This is a genomic window from Pauljensenia sp. C0170B5 (genome assembly GCF_056590195.1).
On the sequence record NZ_JBWPVR010000002.1, the window covers coordinates 159,778 to 176,442 of the forward strand.

Sequence of the window (16,665 nt, forward strand, 5' to 3'; positions counted from 1 at the left end):
CTTGAGGTCTTCCCACGAATCGGAATCAGCAATGTCATCTTCATACGCGATGAGATAGCCCCATCGCTGGCCTTCGAAGGCATCCTCGGCGACCAATCGACGGACGAGCGATTCCGCAGCCTTGCGCTTTTGCTTGCACAACCGCGTCTTCTCATCCCTTCTCGGATTTACCCTCGATGATCCAGTGGACACCATCGGTGTCAAGGGCAACGAAGTCCGGGAAGTAGCGATCCTTCGGGTTGTAGTAGACGAATGCACCTGCGTGTGGGTGCAGGCGATGCCACCACACAATGCTTGAGGAGGTGTTCAGGAGCTTCGCCAACACGTACTTTCCGCTGTAAGAGTCGAATGATTCAGACTCCATTAGGGACTTGAACCAGCCACCATAGGTGCGGCGCACCACGAAATCGGCGCGGCCCTCAACCTGATCGTGGATCGTTTCTCCGATCGGCAGGCTGTGGTCCTCGATCCGCATCACCTTTGGATAGACCTTAGGCACCTCACGAGTAGACTGCAGAATCTGGTGCACGTACCCCTGAATGAGCTGTTGAAGTTGATTTTGTGCCGAGTCCAAGGTATCTGCCCTGCCGGTGACTGGACGCGGTAGGTGGCGGCGTTGACCGTCAGTGTCATCGCCCCGGTGCCTTTGATCGTGATGATCGGTACCGCGTCGAGCAGTCCGGGGTTGGTGACCTGTCCAGAGGCGGTGAGCGTGTGGGGATAACGCTGCGATGGAATCTTTCTTCGCTCTTGTACAAAAGAACGTTCTTGATCGTGGCTCTTGGAACAGGCGCCGTGAATTATCTGCCGCGATCACTCACTGGATTGAACGGACATATCACAGGAAAAGACGGCAACGAGCACTGGGTAAATTGACACCAATCGAATACGAAACAATCATGGAATCAGCCGCATCCCTTGCGGCCTAAAAATCAGAAGGAAAACTGTCAACCAGACCCTCAGCAGACCCAAAAGACAGCGTTGGATGTGACTTTCAGGCCAGGTCAAACGTAGTGCTTTGATGATGCCTACCCCGCCATCGGTTACCACTACCGTCGGGGCTGGTAGCCGGTTCATTAATGCTTGGTAGGCGGCAGAGTTTTCCCGTTGGCACCACTGCCAAGCGATAATCTTTTCCCCGTTGGTAGCGGTGATTAGACACCAGCCGTAGGCAAGATAGATTCCATCAAGTAGCACCTGATCGTAGACCTCGCCAGTGACCGATGGCTTGGGCACCTCGACTTGCCAACACCAGGCGCATTTAGTGGCAAAAGAGGTTTTAGCTACCCCGAGTTGGCTAACCGAATAGCCTTCTAGCAGCCATTTTATAAACAGGTCTGCTTGGGCTCTAGCGCTCATATCAGGACGTGATTTAACTGCCGAGGACCCGCAGGCCAGGCAACGCCACCTAGTTCGCCTAGAGCTAGTCTTACCGTTCTTTACAAGCCTTTGTCCGCATACACCACAAACCGGTCGATTACAAGCACTCTTCACACAATATGCTCTCAAAGCATATTCAAACCGTCATAACCCTTGATCAAACCCCAAAAAAATAACGAATTTATACACACAATTCAGGTATTAACCCGGGAATGACTTGGTGGATCTTTTTACCCCACTTTCGCAAGCCGACATCGATACCGCCAAAATCAACCAATTGTTGAACGAACTTAAACAAGCAGCGGACAAATGCGCCCAGGTGCCCCCGGCGACACTTCCGTCATTCCACCAGTGCCAGTTGCTTACTGAACTAGCGAACAAACAGGGCATCACCCTGCAGCAGCTGTCCGAAAATATCACCAAGGGTCAAGGCCTGCTGGCGATCGCGGACAAACTTTCCCAGGCTGATCCACAAGAAATGAAGGCGAAGCTGAACGCAGCAGATCAAGGAGTTAAGGAACTTAGCCGGCAAACCGCCCTTACCCCACAGGCTCGACCGGAAAGCAAAAACCGACTCTAAGAGATGGCACTTATGCCTTGGCGAACGGATTAGACCAGGCGCAACGGGGGGTTCAGAAACTTTCTGCCGGAGCCTCTACCCTAGATAAAAATTCCGGACAGTTACGCACGGGGGCTAATGCTCTCAGCGGCGGCCTTGATTCGCTTTCCCAGGGTGCGGGCAAAGCCTCCGAGGGTGGAAAACAGTTAGCGGGAGGAATCGACAAGTTAACCACCGGTGCTTCCAGCCTAGAAGATGGACTACGTGATGGCGCTGAGCAGGTTCCCACTGTAGATAAGGGACAGGCGAAAAAAGTTTCGAAGGCCGCTAGTGGGGTCACGGACGTGAAATCGGTACGCCAAAATCCGGTTCACGATAACGGTGCCGGATTCGCCCCCTTCTTCATGGCGCTATGTTTGTGGATCGGCGGGATTGCTATCTTCTTGATTTTCCCCGCCCTGGATTTGCGGCGTCACCCCGAAGAGAGCTTCTGGAGATGTGGTTTCCGGTCTATGGCTATCGGGGCGCTCTTTGGCGCTCTGCAAGCAGTTACTGTAGCAACTGGGCTGCAACTGTTCCTAAAGCTAGATGCCCAAAACTTCGGGGCCTTAATCTTGATAGCGGTACTGGCTTCTATCGGATACCTGGCAGTGAACCAGGCTTGCGTAGCCGCCCTCGGATATCGAGGACGCGCCCCTTCGGTAATCCTGCTCTGCCTGCAAATCACCTCTACCGGAGCTACCTTCCCGGTAGAAACCGCCCCTAGGTTCTTCCAGTTCCTCAGCCCACTGCTCCCCATGACCCATGTGGCGCGCACTATTCGCGCGGCGATTGCGGGCGGAGAACTGCACTTAGGTAAGGCGCTAGTGGTATTGGCAATCTGGACGCTACTGTCCTGGGTGGCAACTCTTATTTCAGCGGCACGCCGCAAAGGTCAGCGCCCCATGCCCTATGATCCGGCACTGACTTTTAAGAAGGTTCCTTCGGTGTCTTCGCCCTTGGGGGCAAACTCTGCCAATAACGTTGAGGACTTTGACCAAAGCACCCGCCAAGCCAAAGAAAACCTGCCTAGCTGATTGTGCCGGGGAGCGTAGGTATTAAGCGGGACAAAAGATCGGTTCCTGTAAAACTTGCCCACCCCACCATTATGCACGGGAATAAGTTTTATCCGAGTCGGCTAGGCGGGCGTTAAATCCGAAAAAGACGCTGTCTTTTTCGGATTTTGGGCAGGAGGAAAAACTTATTCCCGTGCTGGACGGAGTGGGAGGTGCCCGGTGTGCGCCTGGCTACATGACTTTCGTTTTTTCGACCTCTTTGGCAATATCGTGGATCCGCCCGGCAATCGTATGCCGTAATACCAGACCGAGCACTAAGTTCGGAATCACAAACACCAGGATCATCACCAGGTTATAGGCAAAATCCCCTGCATAAATCCCGGCGATAGCTGAACGCATCAAATTAATCGCATAGGTGGCGGGCAGCCAGGGACTGATGTTTTGGAACCATTGCGGCAATAGTTCCAACGGATAAGCTCCACCAGCGGCAGAAATCTGTAGCACCAGTAACAACACTGCTAAGGCTTTACCCGCATTAGCCAGTGCCACCACCAGCGTATAAACGATAACGGTAAAGACGGTGGAAATAACCCAGCCTGCCAAAATCAGCAGGAAGGGATGGGCTGGTTCAATCTCCACAAACACAATCAGCCCGACCATCAGCAATGTGGATTGTGCCATCCCAATTACCCAGAACATAAAGTAACGCCCCAGATATTCTTGCGCCCCGGTAAATATAGACTTTTTTTCTGCGGCTTTCGCGGCTGTTTTCGCATCGGGAGTAGGTGCGGTTTCACTTGCCTTCGTTTCCGCCCCTTCCGACCGGGACAATTCCTCTGCATTCGCATCCGCACCGGCGACTGCATCAGGATCTTTCCGGACTCCCCTGCTGGCCAGATAGCGTTTAGCCACATTCTCAGAAACATCAGTGCGCAGGAAAACCCCCGCCAGGAGCGCCCCCACCCATAGAGCGATAACGGTGAAAAGCGGAGTCATCCCCACCCCAAAGGTGGCGACTGGGAACACCGCATTGCGTTTTACCGCTATCGGGGACGAAATTAGTCGGGCAAAATCTTTGGGGTCAGCTCCTAACGTGGTGACGATTTTTTTCAAGTCCCCTTGCGACTGGGCAGACGAAATCTGTTCCCGAGCCTGATCCAAGCGGCGGGCTCCCTCACGCATCTTTGTCGCGGTATTGTCCAGGCTATTTTGAGCCCGACGCATACTCGCTATCATCCCGCCCGCACTTTCCGACAGATCGGTTTGCACCGCCTGCAGATAGGAGCGGAAAATCTTCACATTTTTCCCGGCAGAATCCAGGTTCTTACGCAGGCTCTCAATTCTTGGCTGTAAGTTTTTCTCAAAATTGGATCGAGCGGTGGCAATAGCCTGTTGCGCGTCTGCTATGGCTTGGCGGGCTTTCTCTCTCAGGTCAGAATCGAGGGTTACTCCCCTGCGTAGGTCAGATGCAATACTGCCCAGTCGCTCGGACAAGGTTTGTTGGCGAGCTATCGCCGCGTCCAGCTCGGACAGCAATCGGTCAACGGCTGGATCCTTCCCTTCTAAATCCGCCCCGTCCGGTCCCAGTGCCTGCTCGAGTGCGTCCCGTGTTTGTTGGAAGCCAGCGATTTGTTTATCCAACAAAGTTTTCAGCTGTTCGACTGTGTCCGCACTGCTCTGGCTGGTGCTATTGGCCGAATTCAGCAACTCGTCTAACTGCTTTTGCAGATCGGAGATATTGCCTTCTGCCAGTCTCACAGCATCGTCGAGCCCAGAGGATACGGATGCGAGGGGATTGGTTGTTCCGCCGGCACCTTTTTTCCCGGAATCAAATGTGGAGTCAACAGCCTCCTCAAAGGAATCCTGCACCCCTGCAGCCAGCTGTTTTGCTCCGGTGGCGAGTGGCACCGCCGAACCTATCAAGGTAGACAGAGAACTAACGGTGTTCGCCCCGGAATTCAGTTCTGCAGAGAGGGTTTGGAGGTGGTTGCTCAGCCGATCCAGAGCTGCCTGAGTATCAGCATGCTCTAGATAAGAGGACACGTCCTCAGCGATAGCCACGGTGGCTTCTGCCAAGGTTTGCGAAAACACCGTGTTGATCTGCGCGGTGACTCCCTGGGCGCCTTGCGTGGTGAGATTGGCTGAGAGCGGGTTCTTCTTTTCATTGGTGTGCAGCGTGATATTTGCCGGGGCTGCTCCGCCGGCATAGAAGGTAAACATGGACTTTGAAAAATCCGCCGGTAACACAATTGTCGCGTAATATTCCCCCGAGCGTGCACCCTCCAAAGCCTGATCTTTACTGGTTATTACCCAATCAAACTGGTCGTTTACTGCCAGTTCCTTAAGTACCGTGTCTCCCACATTTACTTTGACGTTCAGTATCTTGCTGGTGTAACCGTCGTCGGTGTTAGCCACAGCAATCTTCAGCTGTCCCGAATTTGAGAAGGGATCCCAAGTAGCCAACACGTTGAACCAGGTGAAGAACATGGGCACGACAATCAACAGGACCAGGGAAATCCGAACCATAATGCTGCTGCGAATCTGACGGAAATCGTCTCGGATGATGAAAAGTACTTCGTTCATCGCGTCTCCTCGCTGGTTGCGGAGGCATCGGATTCGCCAGCCGACTGCTCAGAACTATCATCCGCAGCGTCTACCCGCACAGACGCGCCAATGAGGCGACGTTTACTGCGACTGCGGTAATGTTCGCTGCTCAGGTTCTCCGACCGATTTGCGGTTTTGATAGCATGCGCGTCTCGCTGGCGAGCTAGGCTCTCGAAAAGTTCATCTTCCGTCAGATGCGACAGTCCCTCGGCTCGTTCGATTGAGCTCTTTAGTACAACTACGCCAACCAGAGTCCCCATGATGGCCACTCCCCAAACCGCTACTAATCCCAGGAGCACGGGTTTACTGGCGGAGGTGAGCCAGGAAATCATCCCGAGCACAACCAGTACCAAAATCCCCACGCTACTCAGTCCCTTAATCAAAGCGGGATAGCGGGCATTGAACTCTTCTTGACGTCGCCGGATACGGGTGGAAAATTCTTTTCGGTTCGCCAGCAGCGCAATGATGTTACTCAAGCGGTAACCCCGACTTTGTAGCTGAACGTCTTCATTCACGACCAGTTCAGTGCGAGCCAAATCATCGTAGAACAGCTGGGTGAAGTAACCGAAACGACGCCTCCCCACAAACCCTAGAAGGAACATGGTGACGCTCATGAGCAATAGAACCGCCATAACATGCCAGAATCGCCCGTGATAGAACCCGCCGATAGTCTCTCGGATCGCGTTGATGCCGTAAGAAAACGGGAGCATCGGGGAAAGCTGGCGGAAGAATCTGGGCATGAGCTCGATCGGATAAATGCCCGAGGCACCGGGAATCTGCAACACCACCAGCAAGATTGCCAGGGCTCGTCCCACGTGACTGAACGCGGCTGCTAAAGCATAGATAATTGCCAAATAACACGGGCCGATCAGCATAGAGGTAGCAATGAAAGCGGGAGCGTTGGCGGCTTTCACTCCCAGCAGCAAACTGCCTACGCTGACAATTAACCCCTGCCCTATGGACAGCACCCCGGAGAGCATGAAGCGCCCCAGATAAGCCGAGCGCAAACTCAACCAGTCAAAGCCTTCTTTATCGACTTCTACCCGGAAAATTATGACCAGGATGAGCGCACCAATCCACAGGGACAGATTGAGGAACATAGCCGCCATTCCCGAACCATATGAGTTGATGGGAAAGAGGGGCTTCTGGTCGAATTTTACTGGTGAGGTTAAGTAGCGTCCGATATTGGTCGGATCGAGCCCAATGACTGTTTTCAAAGTTCCCGTCCGAAGCGCGGTAGCCAGAGTCGCCACATCGTTTTGCGCCCCGCTAGCCGTATTGGACAGCAGGTTCAGGTCGTCCTGCACCTGATCAAGCACCTTTTGGGTGTCCCCAATCTGGTCATCGATTCCGCGGGTAAGCGTAGAAATTTCTTTAAGGGAAATCCGCGCGGTACTCACCGCGGAGTTGATGGCTCCCAGCTGCGCCGACAGCTGCGTTACCTGGGAGTTTAACTGAGATGCGGTTCGAGTGGACTCTTCCCGCAGACCAGTGGCGCCGTGTTGCGCGTCCGTCAGAGCCTGATTAAAGGATTTCATCAGTGCCTGCAAATCCTTGCTAGCCTTGGTGGCATCCGCCCCGGTTTTCCCGACCTTGTCGAGCAAATCCTGCATCTCGTTCAGCTGAGATTTCAACTCTGCAGCGAGCTCTTGTGTCTGCGGGAATCTTTCTAAAATCGCAATCTGCTCACGCATTTTCTCTATCGAGGTATTCGCTCTTTTAATTCCGGATTGCAGCTGCGAGTCTATTTCGGTAAGTTTATTTGTCGCATTGGAGACCGCCGAATCCGCCGCCGCCGAGGATTCATTGAGTGCTTTTTGGGCGTTAATACTGGCTTGTCCCGCCTGAGCAGCAAACTCGGAAGCATCAGAGACGACCGTCCCTAAAATTCCTTGCGCATCACTTAAAGCCGCGGAAACATCAGCCAATGCCGGGTCAGCTGCAGCCAGCGTAGCCCGGACTTTTTTCATAGTCTGTAAGGAACCCGTCACAGACGCACTGGCGGAATCCAAGGTGCCTTGCGCATCGACCAGATCCCGGTTAATACCGCTCAAGGCATCTAAAGCACTGCCCTCAGCACCAGCAATATTTGCGTCGATCTCTAGGGCACCGTCGCGCAAAGCTTGCGCAATGGCCTCGCCTACCTTGCCCCGGAAAGTTGAGGTGATTTGAATATCGAGTTCATTTGCTCCCGCACCGGTAATTTTGGGGGCAATGGCGCCTTTCTTTTCATTCACGTTGTATTCGATGGTCGGCTGATGGAGCTGGCCGCTGAAAATATCAACTAAATCTTTACTAAAGGTCTTAGGGATGACAAAAGTCGCATAAACTTCCCCGGTTCTGATTTTGTGATTGGCTGTGGCTTGATCAGTAAACTGCCAGCCCAGCTGCTTATTCTCTGACAATTTGTCGACTACCAGGTTGCCAACATTTAGCTGACCAGTTAGTGCGGATTCCGTTCCCACATCGTTGTTCACTACCGCTATGGGTAGGTTTTCCGTCGCGTTGTAGGGGTTCCAAAAGGCCAAAATATTCAGCCAAGTGTACAGGGCTGGGGTGACCAAGATACCGATGACCATAATCAGGGATCGCGGAACCGCAAAAATCCGCTTTACGTCACGAGCAAACACCCGGCAGCTATCTTTCACCCTGCCATAATAACCTTGTGTTCAGATTCTGCAATTTCGCTCTATATCCCATTCAAAATCCCACGCGGAGGAATCCTAGTTTGCGAAAGTTTTACGCGTTCATCGCGGGATTTAGGTCAGGCAGACCCGCTCTAATTACATCCCTAAGAACTCTTTGACCTTTGGGAGTTCCCCTCGCATCTGTTCGTATCCGGCGGCGAAGCTTTCTTCCAGTTTCTCGGGATTATCTTCAAAATTCGCCACCCCCATATGCTGCGGATAAAACACATAAGCCTTTCCCTCGGACTCCAAACGGTCTAGTTCGGCTCGGGTTCGGTTGTAATTTATAGGGCGTTCAATAAGACTCTGAGCTGCCTGCGGGTACCGCGCTAGCAAGCAGCGGTACGCCAAATCAGGTAGGCGATTTTCTTTCACGTATTCCCGCGGTCGGGTCAATAGAACCAAGAACTTTTCGTAACCATCTGCCTGCGCCACGTCCAAAGGAATTCCGCCAGAGCGTCCTATTGCTCCGTCCATGTACGCCTCACCTGCAATATAAGTGACTGGTGTAGCTATAGGCATGGATCCCGAAGCCTTGCATACGTGGGTTAGTTTTTGCTCCGAATCCACCTGAATCTGTGAAAAATATATTTCTTCTCCGCGCTGCGCGTTATATACACCTATCCGCCATTCGGCTGGATTTGCTACGAAACGCGCATAGTCCAGCTCGAGCATCCCCCCAGGCTCGGTCATGTCGTAGTAAATGTGGTAAGTGTCGAAAATCCCCCTACCTTTTAGCGCGCAGGTGGATTATTACGAGCACTACATCAAAAATCACGACGGCTGGCAATACGTCGACATCTACACCGATGAAGGAATCTCTGGCACTTCCACGAAACACCGCGAGGGATTCAACCGCATGATCGCCGACGCCTTAGCTGGTCGCATCGACATGATCGTCACCAAGTCCGTGAGCCGTTTCGCCCGTAATACCGTCGATTCTTTGACAACCGTGAGGAAATTGAAGGATAAGGGTGTGGAGGTGTTTTTCGAGAAAGAAAACATCTGGACACTCGACTCCAAAGGCGAACTACTCATCACCATCATGTCGAGCCTTGCCCAAGAAGAATCCAGATCTATCTCCGAGAACGTCACGTGGGGTCACAGGAAGCGTTTCCAAGACGGTAAAGTTTATATGCCCTACGGTAACTTCCTCGGATACAATCGCGGCCCAGACGGCAAGCCCGTAATCAACCCTGAGCAAGCCCAAATCGTGCGCCGCATCTACCGCCAATACCTCGAAGGCATGAGCATCCCCCAAATAGCGACATCATTGGAAGCGGATGGGATTCCCACACCGATGCGGCGGGCAAAATGGAGCCACACCACCATCCACTCCATCCTCACCAACGAGAAATACAAAGGCGATGCACTCTTGCAAAAGCGTTTCACCGTAGATTTCCTCACCAAGCAGCGCAAAACCAACGAAGGTGAAGTCCCACAATATTACGTGACCGGATCTCGCCCAGCCATCATCGATCCTGAAACCTGGGAACTCGTGCGCTACGAGCTAGCAAAAAACACGAACCAAGGCCGGCGCGAGCGTGCCTTCACCGGTATGGTCTACTGCGCTCACTGCGGCGCAGCCTACGGCAGTAAGACCTGGCATTCCACTGATAAATATCGGACTATCGTCTGGCAATGCAACCAGAAATTCGCAGTTCCTCACCCAAAGAAAATGCCCGTACTACGCGATAGTCAGTTGCAGACAATCTTCCAAACAACACTCGCCAAGCTCATCAAAAGCCAGCAACTCATCGACTGGGACTACCTGATTACCACCACATCAGACACCACCGATTTAGAAGAACAAGCCTTACAGCAAGCAAGTGAAATCGAGGTAACTACCAGGCTCATCAACCAAGCCATCACCCGCAACGCTCATCACTCCCAAAATCAAGACGACTACCAAGAGCGCTTCACCCAGCTCAAAGCCCGCCAACGTGAAGCCATTACCGCCTACGAAACAACTCAGGTAGAAATTGAGCGCCGCCACGGTATCAAAGCCAAACTCACCAGGTTTAAGAAAACCATCCAAAACGCCACCCTCAGCCAAGACTTTGATCGAGCAACCCTGCGTGCTCTTTGCCAGCACATCCAGATCACACCATCGGGCAAGGCGAGCGTAATCTTTGCTGACGGCACCAAAATAAAAATCCCAGCAGACAGCTATTAGAGCCACGCAAAACAAAAGGGCTGACCACCACTCAGGTAGTCAGCCCTATTTTTATGCCTGCGAGCAGGACTTTTAGATTTTGCGCGCGTTTTCAAATTTTGCGCGCACCTTTGCGCAAAACCCTAGTTTTGCGCAACTGTATCAATTCAGTGTGCTCGTGGTGGAGCTAAGGGGATTCGAACCCCTGACCTCTTCCATGCCATGGAAGCGCGCTACCAACTGCGCCATAGCCCCAAATGGGTGTCACCAAAGGCGACCTGTTCACTATAGCGAATCAGGACGCCATCGCACAATTCACACGATGTGCAGGTGATCACGCCCCGATTGCCTGCTCGCTCCACCCCACATTGTGCGCAGCCAGCTGCCAGCCACCGTGCTTGCGATCGGGAACAACCTCCGACCAGTGGCAATTATCCAAGCCCCGCAAACCGCGGAAAGAACCCGCATCCAGACCGAGCAGTGTTGTCACCCCGCGGGAGATCGCCGACCCGTGCGCCACGACAATCAGCACGTCCCCCTCGTCCATGCCCTGCGACACGTCGGCAACGCCTGCAGCAAAACGCTCCCCCACCTCGCCGGACGGCTCGATACCCGCACCCGCAGACTCACCGGTAGCGGACCACTGGTCGAAAAACACCGGCATTAAAGAACGGATCTGCTCAATCGTCGCACCCTCAAAACGTCCATACGAACGCTCGATGAAGCGCTTATCAGCATGAACACCGTCAACCGTCGTCCCACGCTGACGCAGCGCCGCCGCGACGATCTGGGCAGTTTCAGCCGCTCGCTTCAACGGTGAGCTCGCCACACGCACGCGCACAGCCGCCCCAGCAGCGGACGCTGAAATACCGACACTGGCAGGCGCACTGGTCACGCGCTGAGCAAGCACACCGGCTGCACGCCTGGCCTGCTCGCGACCATACTCATTCAACGGCACATCGGACATGCCCTGGAAACGCCGAGCCACATTGTGGTCCGTCTGTCCGTGACGCATACACACGATACGGGCAGGTGACATGGCACAGTTCCTTGAATCCGACGCCCTTACGCGCCGAGCGCTTCCAAGTCCCGGTCCGCGTCAAGCTCAGTAATCGGCTGGTCAGCCCACAAGGACTCCAATGCGTAATACTCGCGATCCTCATCGGTCAGGACGTGGATCACAACATCCGCGTAGTCAATCAGAACCCAGTGCCCCTCGGTGCGTCCCTCAATGCGCTCGGGGTAAAGATCCAGCTGAGCTGCCAGCTCATCCATGATGTTCTCTGCAATGGCACTGACCTGGCGTGCAGATGAAGCCGAACAGATCATAAAGGCTTCGGACAGCGGCATACGTGCGCGCACGTCAATCATTTTCATGTCGGAGGCAAGTTTGTCAGACGCGGCCTGAGCCGCAACGGCGATAAGTTGGCTTGTGTGACTGCTGACTGTCACAAACACTCCCTACTGTTGGTGAACTCCCCTGACACCTCCAGTGTGCCACGACTACTGCTCGTATGGGTCATCAATCCCAGTTTGTGGCGCAGATGTATCCCGATACAGCCCATACTTCGCGATGTACTGCACCACGCCGTCAGGCACCAGATACCACACAGGCTTGCCCTGGTTCACGCGATTACGGCAGTCAGTCGACGAGATCGCCATAGCGGGCACCTCAAGCAGGCGAATATTCGAATGCGGCGTCAACGGCTTCTTCAGCTCATGTCCAGGTCGCGTCACGCCGACGAACTGAGCCATCTCAAAGAGCTTGTCGGAATCCCGCCACTCAGCAATACGTTCGAGGGCGTCCGCACCGGTGATGAAGTAATAATCCGCATCCGGATCCTGGTTCTTCAGATCAGTGAGGGTATCGATTGTGTACGTGATCTTTCCACGATCAATGTCCACGCGGGACACTCCGAAACGCGGGTTCGAAGCTGTAGCGATCACCGTCATCAGATAGCGATGCTCAGCCGGAGTGACGCGCCGCCCCTTCTTGAAGGGCTGAACGGCGGTCGGCACGAAGATCACCTCATCGAGGTCGAATTCGCTCATCACTTCAGAAGCTGCCACGAGGTGGCCGTGGTGAATTGGGTCGAATGTTCCGCCCATGATACCTACGCGTCGTCGCTGTGTCACAAAGATCCCCTTTAAGTAAATCCCAGACCGGTGAGTTCACACTAGCCCAAGCCACGGCTGCGCAGACGCATTCCGGTCACATGTCATGAACGGATATGCCCATCACCCTCGATAATCCACATCGTGCTGGTCAGCTCCTCCAGGCCCATCGGGCCGCGGGCGTGAAGTTTCTGCGTGGAGATCCCGATCTCAGCGCCCAGTCCCAGCTGGCCGCCATCAGTGAAACGAGTCGACGCGTTCACGGCGATCGCCGCAGCATCCACCTCACGACTAAAACGGTTCGCCGCAGCCAGCGAACGCGTGCAGATGGCCTCAGTATGTCCGGTCGAATACGTTCTGATGTGCTCGATCGCCTGATCCAGATCATCCACCACGCGCACGGCCAGATCCATCGACAAGTACTCGCGCGCCCAGTCCTCCTCTGTTGCTTCCTCCAGCATCGCCGAGTCAATCGATGGGTCGGATGCGTACTGCAGCGTCTGTGCATCGCCGTGGATGCGCACGCCCGCAGTCGTCAGGCGCAACAAGGCACTGGCCAGGAACTTTTCAGCGACCGCGCGGTGCACCAGCAATGTTTCGGCCGCATTGCACACACCCACGCGCTGAGCCTTCGAGTTGAGGATGATTTTCTCCGCCTGAGCCAGATCGGCATCTTCATGGACGTAGACATGGCAATTGCCCGTGCCCGTCTCAATGACGGGGACGCGTGCCTCTTCCACCACGGTGCGAATCAGTCCGGCACCACCACGCGGGATCAGTACATCAATTCCTCCGCGCGCATGCATCAAGGCGCGTGCACCGGCTCTGCCCCACTGGTCAACGCTCTGGACCGTATCTGGCGGCAGATCCACCGACGTCAACGCATCACGCATGACCTCGATAATGACCTTGTTCGACGCCTCAGCCGCGCTGCCACCGCGCAGCACAATCGCGTTGCCTGATTTGAGCGCCAGGCTGGCGGCGTCAATCGTGACATTTGGGCGAGCTTCATAGATCATGCCGACCACGCCCATCGGGACTCGTACCTGGCGGATCCGCAACCCTGTCTCCGTCATTGCGCCGCGCACAATCGTTCCCACCGGGTCAGCCAGTGATGCCACCTCGCGCACCGCGTCCGCAATGCCGGCCAGACGCTGCGCATTCAATGCAAGACGGTCGACCAACCCCTCATCCATGCCTTCGGCCTGAGCTCTGGCGACGTCCTCAGCGTTAGCCTGGAGGATCTCATCACTGCGATCCTCGATTGCTGCAGCCACCGCTCCCAGGGCGCGATTCTTCTGCTGCGTCGTCACGGTGGACAAGATGCGCGAGGCGCTCCTGGCTGCTTCCAGTACCTGCGAAATGTCAGCTAAACGTTCAGTCATACTCTTATCGTGACATACTTGCCGCTGATGCAAGCGACAGGATCGCCAAATCGTCGCGGTGAATCACTGGGCGAGGGTTATCCCACCCCTGACGACGCAGGTCATCCGCATTCTCGCCACTCATCTGCGCAATTGTGTCAGCATCGTAGGCTGCGATGCCGCGCGCAATCAGCCCGGTCGGTCCCGCCACATCGACAACGTCGCCGCTGCGGAAATTGCCCATCACCGCTGTGATACCTGCAGCCAGCAGCGACTTCTTGCGGTCAGTCAGTGCGCGGACGGCACCCTCGTCAATGACGAGTTCTCCGCACGAGGGGGCGGCGTGCGCAATCCACAGGCGCCTCGAGGCGGGGCGTGACGTCGTCGGCTCGAACCATGTGCCGACCTTACGCCCGGCGAACACCTGATCGAGCTTATCCGCGTTTGTCAGCAACACACCGATACCGGATGCAGCAGCCATCGTTGCGGCCTGCACTTTGGTGACCATGCCGCCCGTGCCCACCGACGATCCCGAACCGCCCACCAGCACCGCCCGCAAATCATCCGTGCGCGTCACGGTCTCCACCAGTTCGGCAGCAGGGTCCGAGGGCGGCGCTGTGTACAGGCCATCCACATCCGTCAGGAGGACCAGCGCATCAGCGGCCACGATCTGGGCCACGTAGGAGGCCAGCCGGTCATTGTCACCGAAACGCACCTCGCGTGTGGCGACGGTGTCATTCTCGTTGATGATCGGGACAACTCCCAGGGACAGGAGGCGCTCCATCGCATCGCGCGCATTCGTGTAGTGCTCACGGTGCATGACATCGTCGGTCGTGAGCAGGATCTGTGCGACGTGACGATGGTGGGACTGAAAAGCGGCCGACCACTGTGCAACCAGGAGACCCTGCCCCATTGCCGCGCACGCCTGGACAGTGGCTAAGTCATGGAGACGCCCGGTAATCCCCAGCGGCGTGCGCCCTGCGGCCACGGCACCGGAGGAAACGATGAGGATTTCATGGTTGTCCCGGCACCACTGCGCGGCCATACCCGCAACCTGGTCAATCCGGTTCAGGTCAAGCCCCCCATCGGGGCGCGTCAACGATGAGGAACCGATCTTCACGACGATGCGTCGCGCACGCGTAACTCCGTTCACGCCCGATCGTCCTCGGTGCTCGGATCCGTCCACACACCCGATTCGCGTTCGGTCCACAGCTCGTCACGGGCCGCAGCTTTCGCGTCCATCGCGGCGCGATACTCCTCACGGCGTTCCCGGTTCGTGCGCCGCTTCAACGCATCGACACGGTTGTCCGTGCCGCGCGATCCAAGCAGTTCTGGCCCAGTCGTCAAGGAGGGCTCCCAGTCGAAAATCACGCCGCCTTCAAGGGGGCCGATCACAACCGTGTCACCGGCGTTGGCACCGGCCTGTGCGAGCTGATCTTCCACACCGATGGTGGCAAGGCGGTCGGCCAGGTAGCCGATCGCTTCATCGTTGGTGAAGTCGGTTTGCTTGACCCAGCGTTCTGGCTTGTCGCCGCGCACCTGGTAAACGGTGCGTCCTTCAAACTGACACGGCTCAACACTCACCTGGTTTACCTCACCCACAGGGCGTGGACGAATGACCGGTCGGGGTGCCTCGTCGGCTGCGTCCCGAGCTGCCCGGCGCTGTTCTTCAACCAGGGGTGCCAGTGCGAAAGCAAGTTCGCGCAGACCGCGGTGGGTCACGGCAGACACTTCCAGCACCGGCCAGCCAAACTCATCAAGGTCAGGGCGGGCAAATTCGGCCAGGTCCTGCCCATCGGGAATGTCAACCTTGTTGAGCACGATGACGCGCGGGCGTTCCATCAGCGGCACGTACCCGTGAGGCGTCCCCAGGTCGCTCTGGTATTGCGCCAGTTCATTTTCGATCGTCTTGAGGTCGCTGACAGGGTCGCGGTCGTATTCGACTGCGGCTGTGTCGAGGACGTGGACAATCACTGCACAGCGCTCAATGTGGCGCAAGAACTCCAGGCCCAGGCCCTTGCCCTGCGAAGCGCCGGGGATCAGGCCTGGAACGTCCGCCATTGTGAAACGCATACCGCCGGCTTCGACCACTCCCAGATTCGGGATCAGCGTGGTGAACGGGTAGTCAGCGATCTTCGGACGTGCCGCCGACATGGCGGCAATGATCGAGGATTTACCGGCCGACGGGTAGCCCACCAGGGCGACATCGGCAACGGATTTGAGTTCAAGGATGATGTCGCGCGTCTCGCCGGGCTCCCCCAGTAAGGCGAATCCGGGCGCTTTACGGGCTTTCGATGCCAGTGCGGCATTGCCCAGGCCGCCGCGGCCTCCCTCGGCAGCGATGAACTGAGAGCCTTCGCCTGTCAGGTCAGCCAGCAGTTCGCCGTCCGCGCTCTTAACGGTCGTGCCGTCTGGGACAGGCAGGATGATGTCGGCTCCGTTTTTCCCCTGCCGGAAGTCTCCCATGCCGGGTGTGCCGTTTTCGGCGCACTGGTGTGGGCTGCGGTGGTAGGCCAGCAGCGTGGTGGTTTGCGGGTCGACCTGCAGAATCACCGAGCCGCCGTTGCCTCCGTCTCCCCCGTCGGGACCTCCCAGCGGCTTGAATTTTTCGCGTTTGACTGACGCGACGCCGTTGCCTCCGTTGCCTCCGGCACAATGAATCAGAACGTGGTCAACAAAATCCGCCATGGTGGTCCTTTAGGTGTAACTGACTGACACAAACAATGATACGCAACAGGAAAAGGGC

14 protein-coding genes, 1 tRNA gene and 2 pseudogenes are annotated in these 16,665 nt (G+C 55.9%); 4 read left to right on the forward strand and 13 right to left on the reverse strand.

Features of this window, described 5'->3' with window-relative positions; genetic code table 11:
- Window positions 1-151: 151 nt before the first annotated feature.
- Entirely contained in the window at window positions 152-475 is a 324-nt protein-coding gene (locus AC1EJZ_RS03980; protein WP_058236514.1) for a hypothetical protein, read from the reverse strand.
- A 235-nt stretch (window positions 476-710) separates the two neighbouring features.
- Between AC1EJZ_RS03980 and AC1EJZ_RS03985 the strand changes: the two are divergent.
- Window positions 711-929, forward strand: a pseudogene (locus AC1EJZ_RS03985) (integrase core domain-containing protein); the annotation flags it as partial.
- Here the strand turns inward: AC1EJZ_RS03985 and AC1EJZ_RS03990 are convergent.
- Complete coding sequence (locus AC1EJZ_RS03990) at window positions 898-1,359, reverse strand: hypothetical protein (RefSeq protein ID WP_480294105.1); 462 nt, start codon at window positions 1,357-1,359, stop codon at window positions 898-900. The pseudogene AC1EJZ_RS03985 and the gene AC1EJZ_RS03990 sit on opposite strands and share 32 nt — an antisense overlap.
- Window positions 1,360-1,392: 33 nt before the next feature.
- Window positions 1,393-1,494, reverse strand: a pseudogene (locus AC1EJZ_RS03995) (transposase-like zinc-binding domain-containing protein); the annotation flags it as partial.
- Window positions 1,495-1,600: 106 nt separating this feature from the next.
- Between AC1EJZ_RS03995 and AC1EJZ_RS04000 the strand changes: the two are divergent.
- Together AC1EJZ_RS04000 and AC1EJZ_RS04005 are read left to right on the forward strand one after the other, a co-directional pair.
- Window positions 1,601-1,960, forward strand: coding sequence for a hypothetical protein (locus tag AC1EJZ_RS04000; protein WP_092648486.1), 360 nt, complete (start codon window positions 1,601-1,603; stop codon window positions 1,958-1,960).
- Window positions 1,961-1,977: 17 nt separating this feature from the next.
- Complete coding sequence (locus AC1EJZ_RS04005) at window positions 1,978-3,015, forward strand: YhgE/Pip family protein (protein WP_092648485.1); 1,038 nt, start codon at window positions 1,978-1,980, stop codon at window positions 3,013-3,015.
- A gap of 210 nt (window positions 3,016-3,225) precedes the next feature.
- Here the strand turns inward: AC1EJZ_RS04005 and AC1EJZ_RS04010 are convergent, their stop codons facing one another.
- The 3 genes from AC1EJZ_RS04010 to AC1EJZ_RS04020 form a co-directional block, all read right to left on the reverse strand.
- Window positions 3,226-5,577: a YhgE/Pip domain-containing protein gene (locus tag AC1EJZ_RS04010; protein WP_480293993.1), complete on the reverse strand. Its 2,352-nt coding sequence runs from the start codon at window positions 5,575-5,577 to the stop codon at window positions 3,226-3,228.
- Complete coding sequence (locus tag AC1EJZ_RS04015; protein ID WP_092648483.1) at window positions 5,574-8,246, reverse strand: YhgE/Pip domain-containing protein; 2,673 nt, start codon at window positions 8,244-8,246, stop codon at window positions 5,574-5,576. Before AC1EJZ_RS04015 ends, AC1EJZ_RS04010 begins: the two co-directional genes overlap by 4 nt.
- 135 nt (window positions 8,247-8,381) lie before the next feature.
- The gene (locus AC1EJZ_RS04020) at window positions 8,382-8,978 is read right to left on the reverse strand and encodes a DUF6363 domain-containing protein (protein ID WP_480293994.1); all 597 of its coding nucleotides are present in this window, start codon (window positions 8,976-8,978) and stop codon (window positions 8,382-8,384) included.
- Between the two features lie 19 nt (window positions 8,979-8,997).
- Here AC1EJZ_RS04020 and AC1EJZ_RS04025 point away from each other — a divergent pair, with 19 nt between their 5' ends.
- A complete protein-coding gene (locus tag AC1EJZ_RS04025) occupies window positions 8,998-10,461 on the forward strand; it encodes a recombinase family protein (RefSeq protein ID WP_257590409.1) in 1,464 nt (487 codons plus the stop codon).
- Window positions 10,462-10,619: 158 nt separating this feature from the next.
- Here AC1EJZ_RS04025 and AC1EJZ_RS04030 read toward each other — a convergent pair.
- The 7 genes from AC1EJZ_RS04030 to obgE all read right to left on the reverse strand — a co-directional run bounded on the left by AC1EJZ_RS04030 (window position 10,620) and on the right by obgE (window position 16,607).
- Window positions 10,620-10,695: transfer RNA gene (locus AC1EJZ_RS04030), tRNA-Ala, on the reverse strand.
- A 79-nt stretch (window positions 10,696-10,774) separates the two neighbouring features.
- On the reverse strand, window positions 10,775-11,479 hold the full coding sequence (locus AC1EJZ_RS04035) for a histidine phosphatase family protein (protein WP_092648482.1): 705 nt from the start codon (window positions 11,477-11,479) through the stop codon (window positions 10,775-10,777).
- A gap of 26 nt (window positions 11,480-11,505) precedes the next feature.
- The gene (gene rsfS / locus AC1EJZ_RS04040) at window positions 11,506-11,892 is read right to left on the reverse strand and encodes a ribosome silencing factor (RefSeq protein WP_480293995.1); all 387 of its coding nucleotides are present in this window, start codon (window positions 11,890-11,892) and stop codon (window positions 11,506-11,508) included.
- A 51-nt stretch (window positions 11,893-11,943) separates the two neighbouring features.
- Window positions 11,944-12,576, reverse strand: coding sequence for a nicotinate-nucleotide adenylyltransferase (nadD, locus tag AC1EJZ_RS04045; protein ID WP_227469192.1), 633 nt, complete (start codon window positions 12,574-12,576; stop codon window positions 11,944-11,946).
- An 83-nt stretch (window positions 12,577-12,659) separates the two neighbouring features.
- Window positions 12,660-13,940: a glutamate-5-semialdehyde dehydrogenase gene (locus tag AC1EJZ_RS04050; RefSeq protein WP_092648481.1), complete on the reverse strand. Its 1,281-nt coding sequence runs from the start codon at window positions 13,938-13,940 to the stop codon at window positions 12,660-12,662.
- 4 nt (window positions 13,941-13,944) lie between these two features.
- Window positions 13,945-15,072: a glutamate 5-kinase gene (gene proB, locus AC1EJZ_RS04055; RefSeq protein WP_058236505.1), complete on the reverse strand. Its 1,128-nt coding sequence runs from the start codon at window positions 15,070-15,072 to the stop codon at window positions 13,945-13,947.
- A complete protein-coding gene (gene obgE, locus AC1EJZ_RS04060; RefSeq protein WP_058236504.1) occupies window positions 15,069-16,607 on the reverse strand; it encodes a GTPase ObgE in 1,539 nt (512 codons plus the stop codon). The genes proB and obgE overlap by 4 nt, the downstream gene beginning before the upstream one ends.
- Window positions 16,608-16,665: the final 58 nt, after the last annotated feature.

Bases quoted from the DNA above. Each gene is read 5' to 3' on its own strand.
- AC1EJZ_RS03980 (WP_058236514.1), bottom strand. From the start codon at position 475: ATGCGGATCGAGGACCACAGCCTGCCGATCGGAGAAACGATCCACGAT.
- AC1EJZ_RS03990 (WP_480294105.1), bottom strand. From the start codon at position 1,359: ATGAGCGCTAGAGCCCAAGCAGACCTGTTTATAAAATGGCTGCTAGAA.
- AC1EJZ_RS04010 (WP_480293993.1), bottom strand. From the start codon at position 5,577: ATGAACGAAGTACTTTTCATCATCCGAGACGATTTCCGTCAGATTCGC.
- AC1EJZ_RS04020 (WP_480293994.1), bottom strand. From the start codon at position 8,978: ATGACCGAGCCTGGGGGGATGCTCGAGCTGGACTATGCGCGTTTCGTA.
- AC1EJZ_RS04035 (WP_092648482.1), bottom strand. From the start codon at position 11,479: ATGTCACCTGCCCGTATCGTGTGTATGCGTCACGGACAGACGGACCAC.
- AC1EJZ_RS04050 (WP_092648481.1), bottom strand. From the start codon at position 13,940: ATGACTGAACGTTTAGCTGACATTTCGCAGGTACTGGAAGCAGCCAGG.
- obgE (WP_058236504.1), bottom strand. From the start codon at position 16,607: ATGGCGGATTTTGTTGACCACGTTCTGATTCATTGTGCCGGAGGCAAC.